This window comes from Streptomyces sp. NPDC087906 (assembly GCF_055584925.1).
The window spans coordinates 157383-175939 of record NZ_JBVJLC010000010.1; the positions used below are offsets into that span (position 1 = coordinate 157383).

Genomic DNA, 18557 nt, shown 5'->3' on the forward strand with positions numbered 1-18557 from the left:
GATTACCGACCATGGGCCACGGGCACACGTCGGTGTATGGGCTGGACGCACGACTACGGTGATTCACCACGCAACCGCCGCTCGGCAGCAGTGCCGATCACCCACCAGGGGGGTGCCCCGCACATCGGGGGCCATGATCCCAGGCTCGGTATTTCCCGCATCCTCCGCCGCAGGGCGCGCTGGGTCTCCGCCCGGCTGCGCCACCAGCGGAGCTGACCCTTACTCCCCTACAGCGCGCAGTCCTGGGTGTCGACCTCTTGGTTGGCGTTGCGCCCGAGCGTGATGTCCGGGCGGATCTCGTCCGCCGTGAGGGCGTACCCGGTCTGCGCGTCGTCCAGCGACCTGGCGAAGATCACGCCGTACACCCGGCCGTCGGGGGTGAGCAGCGGGCCGCCGGAGTTCCCCTGCCGGACGGTCGCGAAGAGCGAGTACACGTCGCGCCGTACCGTGCCGCGGTGGTAGATGTCCGGGCCGTTGGCGTCGATACGGCCCCGGACGCGCGCCGAGCGCACGTCGTACCCGCCGTTCTCCGGGAAGCCGGCGACGATCGCGCTGTCGCCGCTGCTCGCGTCCTTGTCGCTGAACTTGAGCGGGGTCACGTCCAGGCCCGGTACGTCGAGTACGGCGATGTCGCGCTGCCAGTCGTACAGGACGACCTTCGCGTCGTACAGCCGGCCCTTGCCGCCGATCTGGACGGTGGGCTCGTCCACGCCGCCGACCACATGCGCGTTGGTCATCACCCTGCGGTCGGCGAAGACGAAGCCGGAGCCTTCGAGCACCTTGCCGCAGCCGGACGCCGTGCCGACGACCTTGACGATCGAGCGCTGCGCACGCGCGGCGACCGGGCTGCCGGCGAGCGCCGGGTCCGGCGGCTCGACCTGGTTGATGGGCTCGTTCGCGAACGGGCTGAAGACCTGCGGGAAGCCGTTCTGGGCGAGGACGGACGAGAAGTCGGTGAACCACGTCGACGCCTGATTGGGCATCACCCGCGAGACGCCCAGGAGCACCTTGGAGCTGCGGACCTCCTTGCCCAGCGTCGGCAGGGACGTACCGGCGAGGGCCGAGCCGATCAGCCAGGCCACCAGCAGCATGGCCAGTACGTTGACCAGCGCACCGCCCGTCGCGTCGAGGGCGCGCGCCGGTGACCAGGTGATGAAACGGCGCAGCCGGTTGCCGAGGTGGGTGGTGAACGCCTGGCCGACGGAGGCGCAGACGATCACGATCACGACGGCCACGACGGCGGCCGTGGTGGAGACCTCGGCGTCCTGCGTGATCTGGTCCCACACCACGGGGAGCAGATAGACGGCGACGAGGCCGCCGCCGAGGAAACCGACCACCGACAGGATGCCGACGACGAAGCCCTGGCGGTAGCCGACGATCGCGAACCACACGGCGGCGAGCAGCAGCAGGATGTCCAGCACGTTCACCGTCAATAGCCTCGCAGATTCGTCTCCGGTCGCCCCCGCCGCCCCGATGGGGACGACTGCCGCGGGGGTGGGTTAGCTGGGCCAGCCTGTCATGCGCGCCAGTCGAGTGGGACCTGCCGGTCCTGGTCCCACGGGCGCTCCCAGCCCGCAAAATGCAGAATCCGGTCGATCACGCCCGCCGTGAAGCCCCAGACCATCGCGGACTCGACCAGAAAGGCGGGGCCGCTGTGCCCGCTGGGGTGCACGGCGGTCGCGCGGTTGGCCGGGTCGGTGAGATCCGCCACGGGGACGGTGAAGACCCGCGCGGTCTCGCCCAGGTCGACCGCGTCGACCGGGGTCGGGGTGCGCCACCAGCCCAGTACGGGAGTGACGACGAAACTGCTCACCGGAATGTAGAGCTTGGGCAGCACACCGAAGACCTGGACGCCCGAAGGGTCGAGCCCGGTCTCCTCCTCGGCCTCGCGCAGGGCCGCCCGCAGCGGGCCCGTGGTGGCCGGATCGCCGTCCTCCGGGTCGAGCGAACCGCCGGGGAAGGCCGGCTGCCCCGGATGCGAGCGCAGATTGCCGGCCCGCTCCATCAGCAGCAGCTCGGGACCGCGCTCGCCCTCCCCGAAGAGGATGAGCACGGCGGACTGCCGCCCGTCGCCGCTCTTCGGCGGCAGGAAGCGGCTGAGCTGCTCCGGCTCCACCGTGCGCGCGGCGCGCTCGACCGGGCGGAGCCAGCCGGGCAGCCCGTCGGCCGTGACGGCGACAGCGGCGGCACGGGCATGACCGGCGGCTCTCGCCGGGTCGTCGTACGGCGCCACGTAGTCCTCTTGGTAACCCTCTTGAACGATCTCTTCAGCGTGCGTCATCGGCACCCCCGTCGTACAACGCCTGCTGTCCGCCGGATCGTTCCGGTCGGGTCCTGCACCATCCTTGCGTGTGCTGATACGGCGCTGCTCCCTTCTGTGCTCAATCAGATGTGCTCAATCAGGTGTGCTCGATCGGATGTGCTCGATCGGATTCGCCTTACGCGGCGCTGGGGTCCGCGCCCAGCGGCGGGGCCGGTGCGCCCGGGTAGTCCGCCGGCGGGTTGAGCCGCTGGCCCGGCTGGCCGCCCAGCTCGTACTTGAGCAGCTTCTTCGCCTTCTCCGGGTCGGTCTCGCCCTCGCCGTACGAGGGGCAGAGGTGCGCGATCGGGCAGGCGCCGCAAGCAGGCTTACGGGAATGGCAGACCCGGCGGCCGTGGAAGATGATCCGGTGCGAGAGCATCGTCCACTCGCTCTTCGGGAAGATCTCCGCGATCTCCGCCTCGACCTTCTCCGGATCCTCCTGCTCCGTCCACTTCCAGCGGCGGACGAGCCGCCCGAAGTGGGTGTCCACCGTGAGACCGGGGACGCCGAAGGCATTGCCCAGCACCACATTGGCCGTCTTGCGGCCCACGCCCGGCAGCGTCACCAGATCCGCGAGCCGGCCGGGCACCTCGCCGTCGAACCGGTCGCGCAGCGCCGTGGACAGCCCGATCAGCGACTTGGCCTTGGCGCGGAAGAAGCCCGTCGGCCGGATGACCTGCTCCAGCTCCTCCGGCACGGCCGCCGCCATGTCCTCCGGGGTCGGATACGCGGCGAACAGCGCGGGCGTCGTCTGATTGACCCGCAGGTCGGTGGTCTGCGCGGACAGGACCGTGGCCACGAGGAGCTCGAACGGACTGCGGAAGTCCAGCTCCGGATGGGCGTACGGATACACCTCCGCCAGCTCGCGGTTGATCCGGCGGGCCCTGCGGGTCATCGCCAGCCGCGACTCCGGCTTGGCCGGCTTGAGCTTGGCCGACGCGGGCTTCGCGGGTTCGGGTTTCGCGGGTTCGGGTTTCGCCGCTGCCCGCCTGGCCGGCTCGGGCTTCGCCTGCTTGGTGGACTTGCTGGACTTGGTGGCTGCCTTGGCCGCTTTCTTCGTTGGACCTTTTGCGGCTTTTTTCACTTTCGCCGAGGGCTGTTCGCCCACAGCGGAATTGGGCTCCGCTGACACTCTTCCAGCCCCCTTGGCCTGCGCTGTCATGGGCGATTTCGACACCCGGCCAGCGTAAAGCCCGACACTGACATCCGCCCGAGCCATGGGAGATCACCACCCGAATCGGCCCCCCGGGCACGCTCAGACACTCCTGTGCGTCAAACTTGTGACTGATCGCACGGTTTCACCGCGCGTAATCGGAGAGGTGGTGCCGGGCAGCGAGTAAAGGCGCAGCCCGTACGGCATCACCAGTACCTACGGCATCATGGGGACCACGGTTTCCTGACCATGGATCCCTGAGCATTCTGAGCATTTCCTGAGCAGGTCGATAGGAGAGAACTCGTGGACGACGTTCTGCGGCGTGCCCCGCTCTTCGCGGCGCTCGATGACGAGCAGGCTTCGGAGCTGCGCGCCTCGATGGGTGAGACGACGCTCGCCCGCGGCGACGCGCTGTTCCACGAAGGCGACCCCGGCGACCGCCTGTACGTGGTGACGGAGGGCAAGGTCAAGCTGCACCGCACCTCCCCCGACGGCCGCGAGAACATGCTGGCGGTCCTCGGCCCCGGCGAGCTGATCGGCGAGCTGTCGCTCTTCGACCCCGGCCCGCGTACGGCCACGGCGACGGCCCTCACCGAGGTCAAGCTCCTCGGTCTCGGCCACGGCGACCTCCAGCCCTGGCTGAACGCCCGGCCCGAGGTCGCGACGGCCCTGCTGCGCGCGGTGGCGCGCCGGCTGCGCAAGACGAACGACCAGATGTCCGACCTCGTCTTCTCGGACGTGCCCGGCCGCGTGGCCAGGGCGCTCCTGGACCTGTCGCGCCGCTTCGGCGTGCAGTCCGAGGAGGGCATCCACGTCGTGCACGACCTGACGCAGGAAGAGCTGGCCCAGTTGGTCGGCGCGTCACGCGAGACGGTGAACAAGGCGCTCGCGGACTTCGCGCAGCGCGGCTGGCTGCGGCTGGAGGCGCGTGCGGTGATCCTGCTGGACGTGGAACGCCTCGCGAAGCGCTCGCGCTGACACCTTCTCCGGCTCGGTAGTCGTCGGACCCTTGGTAGCTGTCGAAACCTCGGTAGTCGTCGGACCCTTGGTAGCCGTCGAAGCCTCAGTAGTCGTCGGGCACGTCGATCAGGCCGTGTTCCCGCAGGTAGGCCAGTTGCGCCCGGACCGACAGCTCGGCCGCCGGCCACAGTGACCTGTCGACGCCCGCGTACACGTGGGCGACCACGTCGGCCGCTGTCCGGTGGCCGTTCTCGACGGCCGTCTCGACCTGCGCGAGACGGTTCGCCCGGTGGGCCAGATAGAACTCGATCGCGCCCTGCGCGTCGTCCAGCACCGGGCCGTGCCCCGGCAGGACGGTGTGCACGCCGTCGTCGACCGCGAGCGAGCGCAGCCGGCGCAGCGAGTCGAGGTAGTCGCCGAGCCGGCCGTCCGGGTGCGCCACCAGCGTCGTACCGCGCCCGAGGACGGTGTCGCCGGTCAGTACGGCCCCGTCGGCCGGCAGATGGAAGCAGAGCGAGTCCGCGGTGTGGCCGGGCGCCGGTACGACCCGTAGCTCAAGCCCGCCTGTGGTGATCACGTCCCCGGCCGCCAGGCCCTCGTCCCCGAGCCGCAGCGCCGGGTCCAGGGCCCGTACGCCGGTACGGGTCAGCTCGGCGAAGCGCGCGGCGCCCTCGGCGTGGTCCGGATGGCCATGCGTGAGGAGGGTCAGTCCGACCCGTTTCCCCGCCCGCTCCACCGCCGTCACAACGGCCTTGAGGTGCAGGTCGTCCAAGGGGCCGGGGTCGATGACGACCGCGAGGTCGGAGTCCGGTTCGGCGACGATCCAGGTGTTGGTGCCGTCGAGCGTCATCGGCGAGGCGTTGGGCGCGAGTACGTTGACGGCGCGCGCCGTGGCGGGCCCGGACAGCACGCCACCACGCGGCTGACCGGGAAGAGCGGCGGCCTCGGTCATCGGGAGTCCTCCTCGGTGGGCCCTGCGTCAACAACGGAGGTGCCGTCCGGACCTGCCCCGGGCGCAGCGCCGGGAGCCACCCGCTTCGTGAACTCGTCGTGACCCGGCCAGCTCAGTACCAGTTCGTCGCCCTCCAGGCGCGCCTTGGCCAGTACGGGCGTCATGTCGCACGTCTCGGCCGCCGCCAGCGCCTCCGCCGCCGTCGCGTTGCGGCCGAGCTGCCGCAAGGTCGAGACCGTCGGCGGCATCATCAGCAGCTCGCCCTTCTCGTACGCGTCGAGCGCGTCGGCCGGTGCGATCCACACCGTGCGGTCGGCCTCGGTCGACGCGTTCCTGGTGCGCTGGCCTGCCGGCAGGGTGGCGACGAAGAACCACGTGTCGTAGCGGCGCGGTTCGAACTCCGGGGTGATCCAGCGGGCCCACGCGCCGAGCAGGTCGCTGCGCAGCACCAGCTTCCGCCGGTGCAGGAACTCCGCGAAGGACAGTTCGCGCTCGACGAGCGCCGCGCGGTCTGCCTCCCAGTCGTCACCCGTGGTGTCGGTGACGACGGTCGTGGGGCTCTCCCCCGCGAGCAGGACGCCGGCTTCCTCGTACGTCTCACGGACCGCGGCGCACACGACGGCCTGCGCCGATGCGGCGTCCACACCGAGCCGCCGCGCCCAGACGTCGCGGCCGGGTCCCGCCCAGCCGACGGGCCGGTCGTCGGCGCCGGGGGCGTCCCTGGGGTCGACCCCGCCACCCGGATAGACGTACGCGCCCGCGGCGAACGCCATGGATGCCTGGCGGCGCAGCATATGTACGGCGAGACCGCCCCCCAAACGCACACCGCCCGGAGCGTTGCCGTCGTCGACACCGCCCGGATCGCCACCGCCCGGGTCGTCGCGTACCAGCATCACGGTCGCGGCCCTGCGCGGCGTCACCGGCGTCAGTTCACCGGCGGCGAGGGCGCGGATCCGGTCCGGCCATTCGGACGGGTACCACTGACCATTGGGCATGGCCGGATGCTATGCGCAGATGTGCGGATGTTCGAGAGGGTGTGGCACGCGCCTCATCCGTGACGTACTCAGTCACGAACCGCGTCCCACACCCTCGTCCCACACGCTCGTCCCGCACGCTCGTCCCGCACCGTCGCCCTACACGCCGCTCAGGCCTCGGTCAGCTCGACCAGGACCTCGACCTCGACCGGCGCGTCCAGCGGCAGCACCGCCACACCCACCGCGCTCCGCGCGTGCACGCCCTTCTCGCCCAGGACCTGCCCCAGCAGCTCGCTCGCGCCGTTCACGACGCCCGGCTGGCCGGTGAAGTCGGCCGCCGACGCCACGTACCCCACGACCTTCACGACGCGCGCGATGCGGTCCAGGTCGCCGGTGACGGATTTCACCGCGGCCAGCGCGTTCAGCGCGCAGGTGCGGGCGAGTGCCTTCGCCTCGTCGGCGGTGACCTCGGCGCCGACCTTGCCGGTGACCGGAAGCTTGCCCTCCACCAGCGGGAGCTGGCCGGACGTGTAGACGTACAGACCGGACTGCACGGCGGGCTGGTACGACGCCAATGGCGGTACGACGGCCGGCAGACTCAGTCCCAGCTTCGCGAGGGACGACTCGACGGCCCCCAGGGCGGCACCGGCCCCTGCCCCTGACCCGGTCCCGGCGCCGGCCTCGACCCCGCCATCCGCTCCGGTGGACACGCTCATGCCGACTTCTCCCGCTTCAAGTAGGCCACCAACTGCTCGGGGTTGTTCGGCCCGGGAACGACCTGGACGAGCTCCCAGCCGTCCTCGCCCCAGGTGTCCAGAATCTGCTTGGTCGCGTGCACGAGAAGGGGCACGGTCGCGTATTCCCACTTGGTCATGGGGGCGACTGTAGCCGTAACCGTGTGGCGGCCTCGTGCGTAGCCCACGACCTGACTGGTTAGGCTCGAATACGTGAGCAGGCTCCAGGTCGTCAGCGGCAAGGGCGGGACCGGTAAGACGACGGTCGCCGCCGCCCTCGCGCTTGCCCTCGCGACCGAGGGCAAACGCACTCTCCTCGTCGAGGTCGAGGGAAGACAGGGCATCGCCCAGCTCTTCGAGACGGAAGCCCTTCCGTACGAGGAGCGCAAAATCGCCGTGGCCTCGGGCGGCGGTGAGGTGTACGCGCTGGCCATAGACGCCGAGCGCGCCCTCCTCGACTATCTCCAGATGTTCTACAAGCTCGGCAGCGCCGGCCGGGCCCTCAAGAAGTTCGGCGCGATCGACTTCGCGACGACGATCGCGCCCGGCGTCAGGGACGTCCTGCTGACCGGCAAGGCGTGCGAGGCGGTACGGCGCAGGGACCGGCACGGCCGGTACGCGTACGACTACGTCGTGATGGACGCGCCGCCCACCGGCCGCATCACCCGCTTCCTCAACGTCAACTACGAGGTGGCGGGTCTGGCGAAGATCGGCCCGATACACAAGCAGGCGCAGGCCGTGATGCGGGTGCTGCGGTCGAGCGAGACCGCAGTCCATCTGGTGACACAGCTCGAAGAAATGCCCGTCCAGGAGACCGCCGACGGCATCAGCGAGCTGCGGGCGGCCGAGCTGCCGGTCGGCAATGTGATCGTGAACATGGTGCGGCCGCGCCTGCTGGACGAGGCGGCGGTGCAGGCCGCGGCCGGCGACCGCCGCAAGGAGGTCTCCAAGGCGCTCGCCGCCGCCGGGGTCTCCGCGCCGACGAAGCTGGTGGGCCCGCTGCTGGAACAGGCCGCCGAGCACGCGCAGCGCGTCGAGCTGGAGCGTGAGCAGCGGGCCGTCCTGGCGAAGCTCGGGCTGCCCACGTACGAACTCCCCCTGATCGGCGAGGGCATGGATCTCGCGGGTCTCTACCGGCTGGCGGGGGAGCTAAGAAAACTTGGGGAGGTCTTCGCATGACCCTCGACTCCGCCGCTGCCCCGCTCGAAGTCGACGCGCTGCTGGACGACCCCGCCACCCGCATCATCGTGTGCTGCGGCTCGGGCGGCGTCGGCAAGACCACCACGGCCGCCGCCCTCGGCGTACGGGCGGCCGAGCGGGGCCGCAAGGTGGTCGTGCTGACCATCGACCCGGCCCGCCGGCTGGCGCAGTCGATGGGCATCGACTCCCTCGACAACACCCCGCGGCAGGTGAAGGGCGTCGAGGGCCCCGGCGAACTGCACGCGATGATGCTCGACATGAAGCGGACCTTCGACGAGATCGTCGAGGCGCACGCCGACGGCGAGCGGGCCCGCTCCATCCTGGAGAACCCCTTCTACCAGTCCCTGTCGGCCGGTTTCGCCGGCACGCAGGAGTACATGGCGATGGAGAAGCTGGGGCAGCTCCGGTCCCGTGACGAGTGGGACCTGATCGTCGTGGACACCCCGCCGTCGCGCTCCGCGCTGGACTTCCTGGACGCGCCGAAACGTCTCGGCTCGTTCCTGGACGGGAAGTTCATCAAGCTGCTGATGGCCCCGGCGAAGATGGGCGGCCGGGCGGGGATGAAGTTCCTGAACGTCGGGATGTCGATGATGACCGGCACTCTCGGGAAACTCCTCGGCGGCCAATTCCTCCAGGACGTGCAGACGTTCATCGCCGCGATGGACACGATGTTCGGTGGCTTCCGGACGCGCGCCGACGCGACGTACCGGCTGCTGCAGGCGCCCGGCACGGCGTTTCTGGTGGTCGCGGCCCCGGAGCGGGACGCGCTGCGCGAGGCGGCCTACTTCGTACAGCGGCTGGCGGCGGAGGGCATGCCGCTCGCCGGGCTCGTCCTCAACCGGGTGCACGGCAGCGGCGCTTCGCGGCTGTCGGCCGAGCGCGCGCGGGCGGCTGCGGAAAATCTTGAAGAGGGCGGCATTGTGGATCAGGAGGCCGGGAATGGTCTCTCTGGCACCGCCACACCTCTGGCCGGTTCTTCTCCCGAGACCGCCGCCGGAGCCCCCGAGACCGTGTCCGATTCGACCGAGAACAGCACATCCGCGTCGTCGCCGACCCCCCATCCCGACACGCCTTCTGTCACAACTGTGGAACAGCTCACCGCCGGTTTGCTGCGGCTGCATGCCGAGCGCATGCAGGTTCTCGCACGCGAACAGCGCACGCGCGACCGCTTCACCGCGCTTCACCCCGAAGTCGCCGTGGTCGAGGTGGCCGCCCTGCCCGGCGACGTCCATGACCTGACGGGTCTGCGGGCGATCGGCGACCGGCTGGCGGCGGGCGGTACGAGCCGTTCGGGCCGCACGGCCTGAGCGGGCGCCGCTGGCGTCTGACCGAAAGCCCCTGACCAGGGCGGAAGTCAGTCGTTGGCGGTACGGAAGGGACCAGCAGAAGGCGTAGGGGCCGTACGTACGTGAGGTACGTACGGGTGGTCCGCGTGACGTCGTACGGATCGCGCGTACGGGCACGCGGGCAACGGTTCGTACGCCCTGCTCCACAGGCAGGCGAACGCATCGGACCGCGCGCCGTCACCCGGTGACGGCGCGGCTGTCCCCTGTCCGCCCGCGACGAACCTCGCGACGGACCTCACGAGTAGCCCGCAGCGCATGGTGGCAGCCGGCAGCGCCTGGCGGCCGACCTGCGACGTCAGCCGACCGCGATGCCGCCGACCTACGACGTCGGCCAGCTCGCCGCGCCGCTGACCTGCGGCGTCAGCCGACCGCTGCGTACGTCGCGTACGTCTCGTCGTCCTCCAAGCCCACGGGAAGAATCCCCGCACTGCGCTCGTACTCCGTGCGCGCGGTCTCAAGCAGCCGTCGCCACGAGGTGACGGTCGGGCGCCTGCGCAGCAAGGCGCGGCGCTCCCGCTCGGTCATTCCGCCCCACACGCCGAATTCGACGCGATTGTCCAGCGCGTCGGCCAGGCATTCGGTGCGTACCGGGCACCCGGTGCACACCGCCTTGGCCCTGTTCTGCGCTGCACCTTGAACGAACAGTTCATCCGGATCGGTAGTGCGGCAAGCTGCCTGCGCACTCCAGTCGGTTACCCAGCCCATGCCGGCGCCGTCCTCTCCCGAATCGAGGCTCCCCCACGGCGGCAGCGGCATATTCACCGCTGCCAGTTGAGGACGTTACGGCCGGGGGGCACAGCGCAACACCCCCTTCGGGCCCAATCTTGCATGGCCCGAACGGACTATGGGTACGCGGGAGATCACCCAGGGGAGTGACCTGTGGCATAACCGACCAACCAGACATACCTGGGCAGTTCACTTGTGCCACAACGGGCGTCAGCGGACGCAAGGGGCGGAATCGGACAGAGCTTTCCGCGATTCGGGTTCACGGGAAGTTCATGCCGGTGACTTGATGCACAACCGCACTGCTGTGACAGTTGGGTACAGCTTAGGCCAGAGCCTTGACGCGTGTCCGGCGAATGAGAACGTAGGCTGCCCTCATGCCAAAGAAGCGCTCGGGCGGGGGTCTGACCAAGACCCAGCAGGCCGCCAAGTTCCTCGGTGTCAGCGTGCTCGCAGGGGCGGTGCTCGCCGGAATCGCCCTGCCTGCCGCCGGGGCGCTGGGGCTGGCCGCCAAGGGAACCGTCGACGGGTTCGACGAGATCCCCGCCAACCTCAAGACGCCGCCGCTGAGTCAGCGCACCACGATCCTGGACGCCAAGGGCGGCAAGATCGCGACGGTCTACTCACGTGACCGTACGGTCGTGCCGCTGAAGGCCATCTCGCCGTACATGCAGAAGGCGCTCGTCGCCATCGAGGACTCGCGCTTCTACGAGCACGGGGCTGTCGACCTCAAGGGCGTCCTGCGCGCGCTGAACCGCAACGCGCAGGAGGGCGGGGTCTCCGAGGGCGCTTCGACCCTCACCCAGCAGTACGTGAAGAACGTCTTCGTCGAGGAGGCGGGCAACGACCCGACGAAGGTCGCGCAGGCCACCCAGCAGACGCTCGGCCGCAAGGTCCAGGAGCTCAAGTACGCGATCCAGGTCGAGGAAGAGCTGGGCAAGAAGAAGATCCTCGAGAACTACCTGAACATCACCTTCTTCGGCGAGCAGGCGTACGGCGTCGAGGCGGCGGCCCAGCGGTACTTCTCCACGTCGGCCAAGGACTTGACGCTGGGTGAGTCGGCGCTGCTCGCGGGCATCGTCCAGTCGCCGAGCCGCTACGACCCGGTCAACGACGTCCAGGAGGCCACCAAGCGCCGCAACACGGTGCTGGCGCGGATGGCGGCCGTCGGCGACATCTCGCAGGGCGAGGCGGACAAGGCCATCGCCACGCCGATCAAGCTCAAGGTGACCGAGCCGAAGAACGGCTGCATCACCGCGGTCAAGGGCGCCGGCTTCTTCTGCGACTACGTGCGGCAGGTCTTCCTGAACGACCCGGTCTTCGGCAAGACACCGAAGGAACGGGCCGCGATCTGGGACCAGGGCGGTCTGACGGTCCGTACGACACTGGACCCGCAGGCGCAGGACTCGGCGCAGGCGTCGATCAAGGACCACGTCTACAAGACCGACGCGGTCGCGACGGCGCTGTCGATCGTGCAGCCCGGCACCGGCAAGATCCTCGCGATGGGGCAGTCGAGGCCGTACGGCTTCAAGAAGAACGAGACCCAGATCAACCTGTCCGTCGACAAGGACATGGGCGGCGGCGCCGGCTACCAGCCGGGGTCGACGTTCAAGCCGATCGTCGCGGCGGCGGCGCTGGAGCGGGGTATTCCGGCGACGCAGACGTTCCCGGCGCCGTACAAGATGACGTACCCGACGCCGGTGCAGACCTGCAACGGCCCGTGGACGGACAAGGACGTCCCGGTCGAGAACGAGAACGAGTCCGAGAAGGGCCCGATGGGCATGAAGGAGGCGACCGCGAAGTCGGTCAACACCTACTACGTCCAGCTCATCAGCCAGATCGGCGTCTGCCCGGTGACGGAACTGTCGAAGAAGATGGGCGTCGTACGGGCCGACGGCAACCCGATCCAGCAGGTCCCGTCGATCACCCTGGGCTCGCAGGAGGTCTCGCCGCTGACGATGGCCGGCGCGTACGCCACCTTCGCGAGCCGGGGCACGTACTGCACCCCGATCGCCATCGAGTCGATCACCGGCCCGAACAAGAAGCCGATGGCCGTGCCGAAGTCGACGTGCGAGCGGGCGATGTCGGAGAAGACCGCCGACACGGTCAGCGCCCTGCTGAAGGGCGTGGTCGAGGACGGTACGGGTACGGAGGCGGGCCTCAGCGACCGCCCGAGCGCGGGCAAGACCGGTACGACGGACTTCCGTTACGCGGCCTGGTTCGTGGGCTACACGCCGAACATGGCGGCCGCGGTGTGGGTCGGCGACCCGATGCACAAGAAGCGGATGGAGAACATCACCATCGGCGGGCAGTACCACGAGAAGGTCTTCGGTGGTGACACCCCGGGCCCGATCTGGCGCGACGCGATGAGCGGCGCTCTGGAGGGCGTGCCGGTGATGAACTTCAACGAGATCAACATCCCGGACCCGCCGAAGGAGAACGACCCCGACAAGGGCCAGGGAAAGCCGGGCGACAACGGCGGCAACCAGGGCGGCGACCAGGGGACCGACCAGGGCGCGAACCAGGGCGGCGGCGACCAGGGCGGGAACCAGGGCGGAGACCAGGGTGGGAACCAGGGCGGCGACGGAAAGCCGGGCGACGTCGGCAACCCGGGCTTCCCGGGCTTCACGACGGGCGGCAACGGCGGCCCGCAGGACGGCGGCAACAACGGGAACGGCGGAACGGGCCGTAGCGGCGGGAACGGGCCGTAGCGGCTGATGTGACGTGAACGGAGGGGTGGGCGCCGGAGAGGCGCCCGCCCCTCCGGCGTGTCAGGCGGGCGTCAGCGCGGTCATCCGACAAGCGGGCCCGAGGAAGAGAGCGGACCCGCCACAGAGACCTGACCCGTCAAAGAGAGCAGACCCGGCGAAGAGAGCGGACCCGGCGAAGACAGATCTCACCCGGCAAGAATCCCGCCCTGCACGAACGTCACCCGGCAAGAAGCCGCTTGACGGCGCCGGCGACGCGGCCGCCCTCGGCGCGCCCGGCGACCTTCGGGCTGACGATCTTCATGACGGCGCCCATGGCCCGCGGCCCCTCGGCCCCGGCCGCCCGCGCCTCGTCGACGGCCTGCGCGACGATGGCGCCCAGCTCATCGTCGGAGAGCTGCTGCGGCAGATACGCGTCGAGGATGACGCCCTCGGCCCGCTCCTTCTCGGCCTGCTCGGGCCGGCCGCCCTGCGCGAAGGCGTCGGCGGCCTCGCGGCGCTTCTTGGCCTCCCTGGCGATCACCTTGCGCACCTCCTCGTCGGAGAGCTCGCGCGCTGTCTTGCCCGAGACCTCCTCCTTCGTGATGGCGGAGAGGGTCAGCCGGAGCGTGGCGGAGCGCAGCTCGTCACGCGCCCTGATGGAGTCGGTGAGGTCGTCGTGCAGCTTGGACTTGAGGCTGGTCATACGGCCAAGTGTGGCAGGTGCGATTACCGGCCCGCCCAGATTTCCGCGCCCCGCGGCGTCTGCGACGATGGGCGCATGCGCGCACGCTACGGAGTACCCCTGTCCATCGCGGCGGTCGGTGCGGCGGGTATCGCCTACGCCGCCGGATTCGAAGTCCGCTCGTTCCGGCTGCGGCGGGTGACCGTACCCGTACTGCCGCGCGGTATGAACGACATCAGGGTGCTGCAGGTCTCCGACATCCACATGGTGAGCGGCCAGAACAAGAAGCGGCGCTGGCTCCAATCGCTGGCCGGGCTGCGCCCCGACTTCGTGGTGAACACGGGCGACAACCTCTCCGACCCGGACGGTGTCCCGGAGGTGCTGGACGCGCTGGGGCCGCTGCTGGAGCGGCCGGGCGTGTACGTCTTCGGCTCGAACGACTACTACGGCCCGAAGCTCCGCAACCCGGCCCGCTACCTCTTCGAGAAGGCCCAGGGCAGCCACGGCCTGAACGGCAACGCCCCGGCGGTCCACGCGGTCCACAACCCGTGGGAGCCGATGCGCGACGCCTTCGACGCGGCGGGCTGGGTGGGCCTCACCAACACCCGCGGCCGGCTGAAGATCGACGGCCACGAGATCGCCTTCACGGGCCTGGACGACCCGCACATCAAGCGGGACAGGTACGAACGGGTCTCCGGCGGCCCGGACGAGTCGGCGGACCTCTCGATCGCCGTCGTGCACGCCCCGTACCTGCGCGCGCTGGACGCCTTCACGGCGGACGGCTACCCCCTGATCCTGGCCGGCCACACCCACGGCGGCCAGCTCTGCGTCCCCTTCTACGGCGCGCTGGTCACCAACTGCGACCTGGACACGGCCCGCGTGAAGGGCCTCTCCACCCACACCACAGCAGGCCACACGGCCCACCTCCACGTCTCGGCAGGCTGCGGCACCAACCGCTACACCCCCCTCCGCTTCGCCTGCCCCCCGGAAGCCACCCTCCTGACCCTGACAGCCCGCCCCTGACCGAACCGAATCGGATTTCGCCTCCGGCCGACGGTGGGCTAAAGTAATCGATGTCGCCGCGACACGGGCGACATCGGGGTGTAGCGCAGCTTGGCAGCGCGCTTCGTTCGGGACGAAGAGGTCGTGGGTTCAAATCCCGCCACCCCGACAGCCAAAACACCAGGTTAGGGGCTTGATTCACTAAGTGGATCAAGTCCCTGACTCGTTCCTGGGGCCGTCTTGGAGCCGTTTGGGAACCGATCTCGGAATCCGGCTCCTTGACGGCGACGAGAGAACGTGTCCGTGGTCTGGCGAAAGAACCTTCGAGAGGTAAGCCCACCACATAGGCTCTGGAGGTCCGGCGCACCACTACCGGGCGCGTACCAGGGGGGCACCGTGGATCATCTCTTTACCGTCGCCGGCCAGACGGCCACGCCCATATCGCGCACTGGGCTAGCCGCAGAAAGCCTTCTTGAGCGGCAGCACCTTCAGGAGTGGGTGATCGCCCATCCGCAAGTGCTCGGGGAGTCCGTGCTCGTGGTAACCGCGGAGTACGACCGGTGGGCCGACACGGACGGGGTGCCGGCGCGCGACAGGCTGGACGTACTGGGGCTGGACGCGACCGGGCGCCTCGTCGTGGTCGAGCTGAAGCGCGGAACGGCCGACCGGGACGTGCACCTCCAGGCGATCACATATGCCGCTCTGGTGTCCCGGTTCGACCTCGGCACCCTGGCCCAGGCGCACCGCGACTTCCTGTCGCGCAGGGGGCAGGACCTCAACATCGACGCGTGCACGCAGCGCCTACTCGATCACGTGGACGGGGAATGGAGCCCGGAGCTGCTCCAGCGCCCCCGCCAAGTGATCATCGCCGCCGACTTCCCCAAGCAGGTCACCCATTCCGTGGTCTGGCTGTCGGAGATGAGCCTCGACATCGACCTCATCCAGGTGGGCCTGTGGAAGGTGGAAGGTCACCTCGTCGCCGGCTTCACCAAGGTCTACCCGACTCCGGAGGTGGAGGAGTTCACGCTCGCACCGGCTCGGGTCGAAGGCGAGGCGGCGGCCAAGAAACTGCAGGAACGCTCACGCTCGCGCAACGCCGTCCACGTGCTCGTCGACGCGGGCCTGCTGCCCGACGGAACCAGGCTACTGATGAGGCCGCGCCATGGCGTGACGGACGCCATACGCAACGACATCCACTCCTGGGTGGCCGAAGACACCCGTCGAGCGACCGCCACCTGGGCCAACAACACCGCCAAGCCACTGGTCTGGGACGCGGACGGAGCCTCCTACTCGCCTACCGGGCTGGCCAATCACATCTTTACGGGCGTGACCGGTCGCACCGCCGACGGCATACAGGGAACGACGTGGTGGGACGTGGACACCGCCCATGTGCCCGCCGACGTCGACCCTGAGAAATGGGCCAAGCTGGCGGACACCGATCTCACATGGCTGGCCAGGCAGCTCATCGGCACCGGCAAGCGCTAGACCGGTCTACACACCCTGCTCGCTGCCATGGTGCCACTACGGCGATGGTCATCGACATGTCTGTCTTCCTCGCCATCGCCGCAGCGAACTGGCACGCCAAGAGGCACCACAGCCAGCAGGCAGCGGCAGCCCAGCAAGCTGCCGAGCATCTGCGCTCCGCCTACCAGGCTGCCGCGGCCCACCCCATCGCCGCCCTCCGTCGGCGAGGCCAGCGGATGGCACCGCGTATTCGAGAGCGGCAGGCCGATCTCCTGCACCAGGCGCTGCCAGAGCTTGCCGAACGGATCCAGGCCGAGCCCGGCTGGCCCGCCCTGGCCGCCACCCTTGCGGACGCCCGACAAGCGGGCCACAACCCCGCCGCGCTGCTCGCCGACGCCGCCCGGCGACGCGAGCTCGGCAGCGCCGACTCCATTCGTGACGTCCTCATCTGGCGCCTGCGCCGCAGCGCCCACCTGCCCGCAGCAGCACCCGAGAATCTCCAGACCGCAGGCGCCCGCCCGAGGCGGCCGGCACATCCCGACGCCGGCCCTCGCCACACCGCCTGCGGCTCAGGCGTCGAACCACTCCAGCCGCAGGCACTGGCCCGGGGAAACGGGCGCAACATAGCCGACGATCGCCGGTTAGCTCAACCGGCGATTCTCCAGACGATTGATGCTCCCCATCCAGTCCCACAAGGAGCCTCACACCCGTATGACCGCACCCTCATCCACCCGACATCATCGCCCTCCTCGCCGACGCGGACTTCAAGTACCGAGCCGACACCAACACGTGGAGCCATCGCGACGGACGGCCGTTCAGCAAGGACGAACAGGCTCATGCCCTCACAGCGACTCGAAGTGAATTGCATGATTTTGAAGCGCAGTTCAAGCGCTTCATGAAGTACCGGCAGGAATGGGCTGACGCCCCGGAAGCTCTGCAGGACTTCTTCGCCCCGTTCGTGCAGCAGCTCATGGTGAAGGACATTGGCAACGCCCACGACCTCATGAGCGAAACTGACCGAGACGAGTTCAATCGACTGCTCGGCCTCGTAGCCAAACCCCCGCGCCCCTTCACCGCCAACACCTTCTGACGAAGGGCCGCGTCGTTGTTCGACCGCGGCGAGGCATGGACCCTGCCAGAGCCCTACCAGCCTCAGCGATCGGAGCGACGAGAGATCCGATAGCACCATCTCGCATCGCTGCCACCAAGCTGGACATAGCACCCAGTGCTGACACGGTGCCGCCCCGGCAACCACAAGTCCGCTGCACACAAGACCTGCTAGAGCAGCACAAAGCCGGGCCTCCCAGACGGGAGGCCCGGCTTCGTTACGCGGGGGGGCGCTTCTCAGCTGGTGGAGGCACACAACAGGGAGCTGGTCCCGCGTGCTTTCCGGCAGCACCCGGCGCAGTACCGGCGCCGTGTCGCTAAGCGAGGAGGCGAACGCAGCGACCAGACGGTGCGGCACGCTCGCGCTGAATGAGGCGGCCCACAGGTACGGAGCCCCCATTGCAGGGTCAGCCCACGCCTGACAGCCCATCGCCACCTGCCCTTCCCCCGCGGCAGTCAGGGCGCTGGGGTCGGCATCCTGGATGAGGGGCGGCACCTCGCTGAGGCTGAGGCGGGCGGTGATGGTGGGGTGCATCGCCGCCGCGTGCGGTTGCTCAGCGTCCCGGAACCAATCGTGCCCGGTGGCCGCGGCGAGGACCAATTCGGGACCGTCGTACAAGGTGGTGGGCTGGTTACATTGGTCGAGCGCCAGGAGAAACTCGGTGATGGCCTCTCCCGGTACGCCTGTGTGAAATAGGCGGACCAGTCCGCGAGCGAACTGACGGTGCCCGAGCGGGCCGAGACCTGCCACGCGATCGGCAGACCATCGAGGTGGAACGGCTCGTCCGCCAGCACCCGCTGTGCCCACCGAAGAGCATCGGGACTGATGTGCAGGACGGTGCCGCGCACCACCTGGTGATCTCCCAGCTCATCGAAGTCTCACCATCCTCGCACGGCTGTCAGACTCGCCCAGCCCAGACCGACGAGACTGTCCGCGACGACATCGCAGAGACGACCGTCATCGCCGGCCAAGCGCCGGGGGCTGACCCACTACGCGGGAAGAGCGCCAGCCGCAAAGGACGGATCGAACGGGTAGCGCGGATTCAGGAGTGCCTCCAAGGGCCGGGTTCGGGTGTACTGGTCGCCGGCAACGCGGCGCGGCAGCGCCTGGATGGGAGCCTGCCGGTTCATGGCGACGGCGGGTTCAAGCGGCAGGCTCCCGAGCCCACTGTCGGCGTCGCGCCGCCAGCTAGACAGACGAGTGGAGGAGCTGCGGCCAGGGGGAGCCGCAGGCACGCCGATCAGCGCTCTGACCTGTGGTTCTGGCG

Annotated in this window: 18 protein-coding genes, 1 tRNA gene and 1 pseudogene; 9 read left to right on the plus strand and 11 right to left on the minus strand. The window is 69.5% G+C overall.

The window, feature by feature from the left end:
• Positions 1–36 precede the first annotated feature (36 nt).
• On the plus strand, positions 37–216 hold the full coding sequence (locus tag ACZ63I_RS26490) for a hypothetical protein (RefSeq protein ID WP_469341521.1): 180 nt from the start codon (positions 37–39) through the stop codon (positions 214–216).
• 11 nt (positions 217–227) lie between these two features.
• On the opposite strand, the gene ACZ63I_RS26495 is transcribed toward ACZ63I_RS26490, so the two are convergent.
• The 3 genes from ACZ63I_RS26495 to nth form a co-directional block, all read right to left on the minus strand.
• Positions 228–1427, minus strand: coding sequence for a MarP family serine protease (locus ACZ63I_RS26495; protein WP_469341523.1), 1200 nt, complete (start codon positions 1425–1427; stop codon positions 228–230).
• 89 nt (positions 1428–1516) lie between these two features.
• Positions 1517–2281 (minus strand): NUDIX hydrolase, encoded by a 765-nt coding sequence (locus ACZ63I_RS26500; protein WP_469341524.1) that lies wholly within the window; start codon positions 2279–2281, stop codon positions 1517–1519.
• 157 nt (positions 2282–2438) lie between these two features.
• On the minus strand, positions 2439–3464 hold the full coding sequence (nth, locus tag ACZ63I_RS26505; protein WP_469341658.1) for an endonuclease III: 1026 nt from the start codon (positions 3462–3464) through the stop codon (positions 2439–2441).
• A 294-nt stretch (positions 3465–3758) separates the two neighbouring features.
• Here nth and ACZ63I_RS26510 point away from each other — a divergent pair, with 294 nt between their 5' ends.
• Entirely contained in the window at positions 3759–4433 is a 675-nt protein-coding gene (locus tag ACZ63I_RS26510; RefSeq protein ID WP_041986606.1) for a Crp/Fnr family transcriptional regulator, read from the plus strand.
• A gap of 85 nt (positions 4434–4518) precedes the next feature.
• Here the strand turns inward: ACZ63I_RS26510 and ACZ63I_RS26515 are convergent, their stop codons facing one another.
• The 4 genes from ACZ63I_RS26515 to ACZ63I_RS26530 all read right to left on the minus strand — a co-directional run bounded on the left by ACZ63I_RS26515 (position 4519) and on the right by ACZ63I_RS26530 (position 7215).
• The gene (locus tag ACZ63I_RS26515) at positions 4519–5367 is read right to left on the minus strand and encodes an MBL fold metallo-hydrolase (protein ID WP_469341526.1); all 849 of its coding nucleotides are present in this window, start codon (positions 5365–5367) and stop codon (positions 4519–4521) included.
• Positions 5364–6362, minus strand: a complete 999-nt coding sequence (locus tag ACZ63I_RS26520; RefSeq protein WP_469341527.1) for an NUDIX hydrolase — start codon at positions 6360–6362, stop codon at positions 5364–5366. Before ACZ63I_RS26520 ends, ACZ63I_RS26515 begins: the two co-directional genes overlap by 4 nt.
• Positions 6363–6511: 149 nt before the next feature.
• Positions 6512–6979 carry a RidA family protein gene (locus ACZ63I_RS26525; protein ID WP_469341659.1) on the minus strand — a complete coding sequence of 156 codons (468 nt, stop codon included), beginning with the start codon at positions 6977–6979 and terminating at the stop codon, positions 6512–6514.
• Between the two features lie 74 nt (positions 6980–7053).
• Entirely contained in the window at positions 7054–7215 is a 162-nt protein-coding gene (locus tag ACZ63I_RS26530) for a DUF4177 domain-containing protein (protein ID WP_075033571.1), read from the minus strand.
• 73 nt (positions 7216–7288) lie between these two features.
• Here ACZ63I_RS26530 and bagA point away from each other — a divergent pair, with 73 nt between their 5' ends.
• Together bagA and bagB are read left to right on the plus strand one after the other, a co-directional pair.
• Positions 7289–8254 carry an ATPase BagA gene (bagA, locus tag ACZ63I_RS26535; protein ID WP_469341528.1) on the plus strand — a complete coding sequence of 322 codons (966 nt, stop codon included), beginning with the start codon at positions 7289–7291 and terminating at the stop codon, positions 8252–8254.
• Positions 8251–9582 (plus strand): ATPase BagB, encoded by a 1332-nt coding sequence (gene bagB, locus ACZ63I_RS26540; RefSeq protein ID WP_469341529.1) that lies wholly within the window; start codon positions 8251–8253, stop codon positions 9580–9582. Before bagA ends, bagB begins: the two co-directional genes overlap by 4 nt.
• A 399-nt stretch (positions 9583–9981) precedes the next feature.
• Here the strand turns inward: bagB and ACZ63I_RS26545 are convergent, their stop codons facing one another.
• Positions 9982–10326 (minus strand): WhiB family transcriptional regulator, encoded by a 345-nt coding sequence (locus ACZ63I_RS26545; protein ID WP_052457047.1) that lies wholly within the window; start codon positions 10324–10326, stop codon positions 9982–9984.
• A 395-nt stretch (positions 10327–10721) separates the two neighbouring features.
• Here ACZ63I_RS26545 and ACZ63I_RS26550 point away from each other — a divergent pair, with 395 nt between their 5' ends.
• Positions 10722–13055 (plus strand): transglycosylase domain-containing protein, encoded by a 2334-nt coding sequence (locus ACZ63I_RS26550; protein ID WP_469341530.1) that lies wholly within the window; start codon positions 10722–10724, stop codon positions 13053–13055.
• Between the two features lie 217 nt (positions 13056–13272).
• Here the strand turns inward: ACZ63I_RS26550 and ACZ63I_RS26555 are convergent, their stop codons facing one another.
• Positions 13273–13737, minus strand: a complete 465-nt coding sequence (locus ACZ63I_RS26555; protein ID WP_469341531.1) for a GatB/YqeY domain-containing protein — start codon at positions 13735–13737, stop codon at positions 13273–13275.
• A gap of 75 nt (positions 13738–13812) precedes the next feature.
• On the opposite strand from ACZ63I_RS26555, the gene ACZ63I_RS26560 reads away from it, so the two are divergent.
• From ACZ63I_RS26560 to ACZ63I_RS26570, 3 genes are all read left to right on the plus strand, one after another.
• Positions 13813–14739: a metallophosphoesterase gene (locus tag ACZ63I_RS26560; RefSeq protein WP_469341533.1), complete on the plus strand. Its 927-nt coding sequence runs from the start codon at positions 13813–13815 to the stop codon at positions 14737–14739.
• Positions 14740–14813: 74 nt separating this feature from the next.
• Positions 14814–14887, plus strand: a tRNA-Pro gene (locus ACZ63I_RS26565).
• 329 nt (positions 14888–15216) lie between these two features.
• Positions 15217–16203 (plus strand): DNA-binding protein, encoded by a 987-nt coding sequence (locus tag ACZ63I_RS26570; protein WP_469341535.1) that lies wholly within the window; start codon positions 15217–15219, stop codon positions 16201–16203.
• Here ACZ63I_RS26570 and ACZ63I_RS26575 read toward each other — a convergent pair.
• Positions 16200–16655 carry a hypothetical protein gene (locus tag ACZ63I_RS26575; RefSeq protein WP_469341536.1) on the minus strand — a complete coding sequence of 152 codons (456 nt, stop codon included), beginning with the start codon at positions 16653–16655 and terminating at the stop codon, positions 16200–16202. The genes ACZ63I_RS26570 and ACZ63I_RS26575 overlap by 4 nt on opposite strands.
• Positions 16656–17044: 389 nt before the next feature.
• Between ACZ63I_RS26575 and ACZ63I_RS26580 the strand changes: the two genes are divergently transcribed.
• On the plus strand, positions 17045–17272 hold the full coding sequence (locus tag ACZ63I_RS26580) for a hypothetical protein (RefSeq protein ID WP_469341661.1): 228 nt from the start codon (positions 17045–17047) through the stop codon (positions 17270–17272).
• A gap of 279 nt (positions 17273–17551) precedes the next feature.
• Here ACZ63I_RS26580 and ACZ63I_RS26585 read toward each other — a convergent pair.
• Positions 17552–18183, minus strand: a pseudogene (locus tag ACZ63I_RS26585) (SPDY domain-containing protein); the annotation flags it as partial.
• Positions 18184–18557 lie beyond the last annotated feature (374 nt).

Excerpts from the sequence above, each read along its gene's own strand:
- ACZ63I_RS26530 (WP_075033571.1), bottom strand. The coding sequence starts at position 7,215 with ATGACCAAGTGGGAATACGCGACCGTGCCCCTTCTCGTGCACGCGACC.
- ACZ63I_RS26560 (WP_469341533.1), top strand. The coding sequence starts at position 13,813 with ATGCGCGCACGCTACGGAGTACCCCTGTCCATCGCGGCGGTCGGTGCG.
- ACZ63I_RS26490 (WP_469341521.1), top strand. The coding sequence starts at position 37 with ATGGGCTGGACGCACGACTACGGTGATTCACCACGCAACCGCCGCTCG.
- ACZ63I_RS26545 (WP_052457047.1), bottom strand. The coding sequence starts at position 10,326 with ATGGGCTGGGTAACCGACTGGAGTGCGCAGGCAGCTTGCCGCACTACC.
- ACZ63I_RS26500 (WP_469341524.1), bottom strand. The coding sequence starts at position 2,281 with ATGACGCACGCTGAAGAGATCGTTCAAGAGGGTTACCAAGAGGACTAC.
- ACZ63I_RS26520 (WP_469341527.1), bottom strand. The coding sequence starts at position 6,362 with ATGCCCAATGGTCAGTGGTACCCGTCCGAATGGCCGGACCGGATCCGC.
- ACZ63I_RS26555 (WP_469341531.1), bottom strand. The coding sequence starts at position 13,737 with ATGACCAGCCTCAAGTCCAAGCTGCACGACGACCTCACCGACTCCATC.
- bagB (WP_469341529.1), top strand. The coding sequence starts at position 8,251 with ATGACCCTCGACTCCGCCGCTGCCCCGCTCGAAGTCGACGCGCTGCTG.
- ACZ63I_RS26515 (WP_469341526.1), bottom strand. The coding sequence starts at position 5,367 with ATGACCGAGGCCGCCGCTCTTCCCGGTCAGCCGCGTGGTGGCGTGCTG.
- nth (WP_469341658.1), bottom strand. The coding sequence starts at position 3,464 with ATGACAGCGCAGGCCAAGGGGGCTGGAAGAGTGTCAGCGGAGCCCAAT.
- ACZ63I_RS26550 (WP_469341530.1), top strand. The coding sequence starts at position 10,722 with ATGCCAAAGAAGCGCTCGGGCGGGGGTCTGACCAAGACCCAGCAGGCC.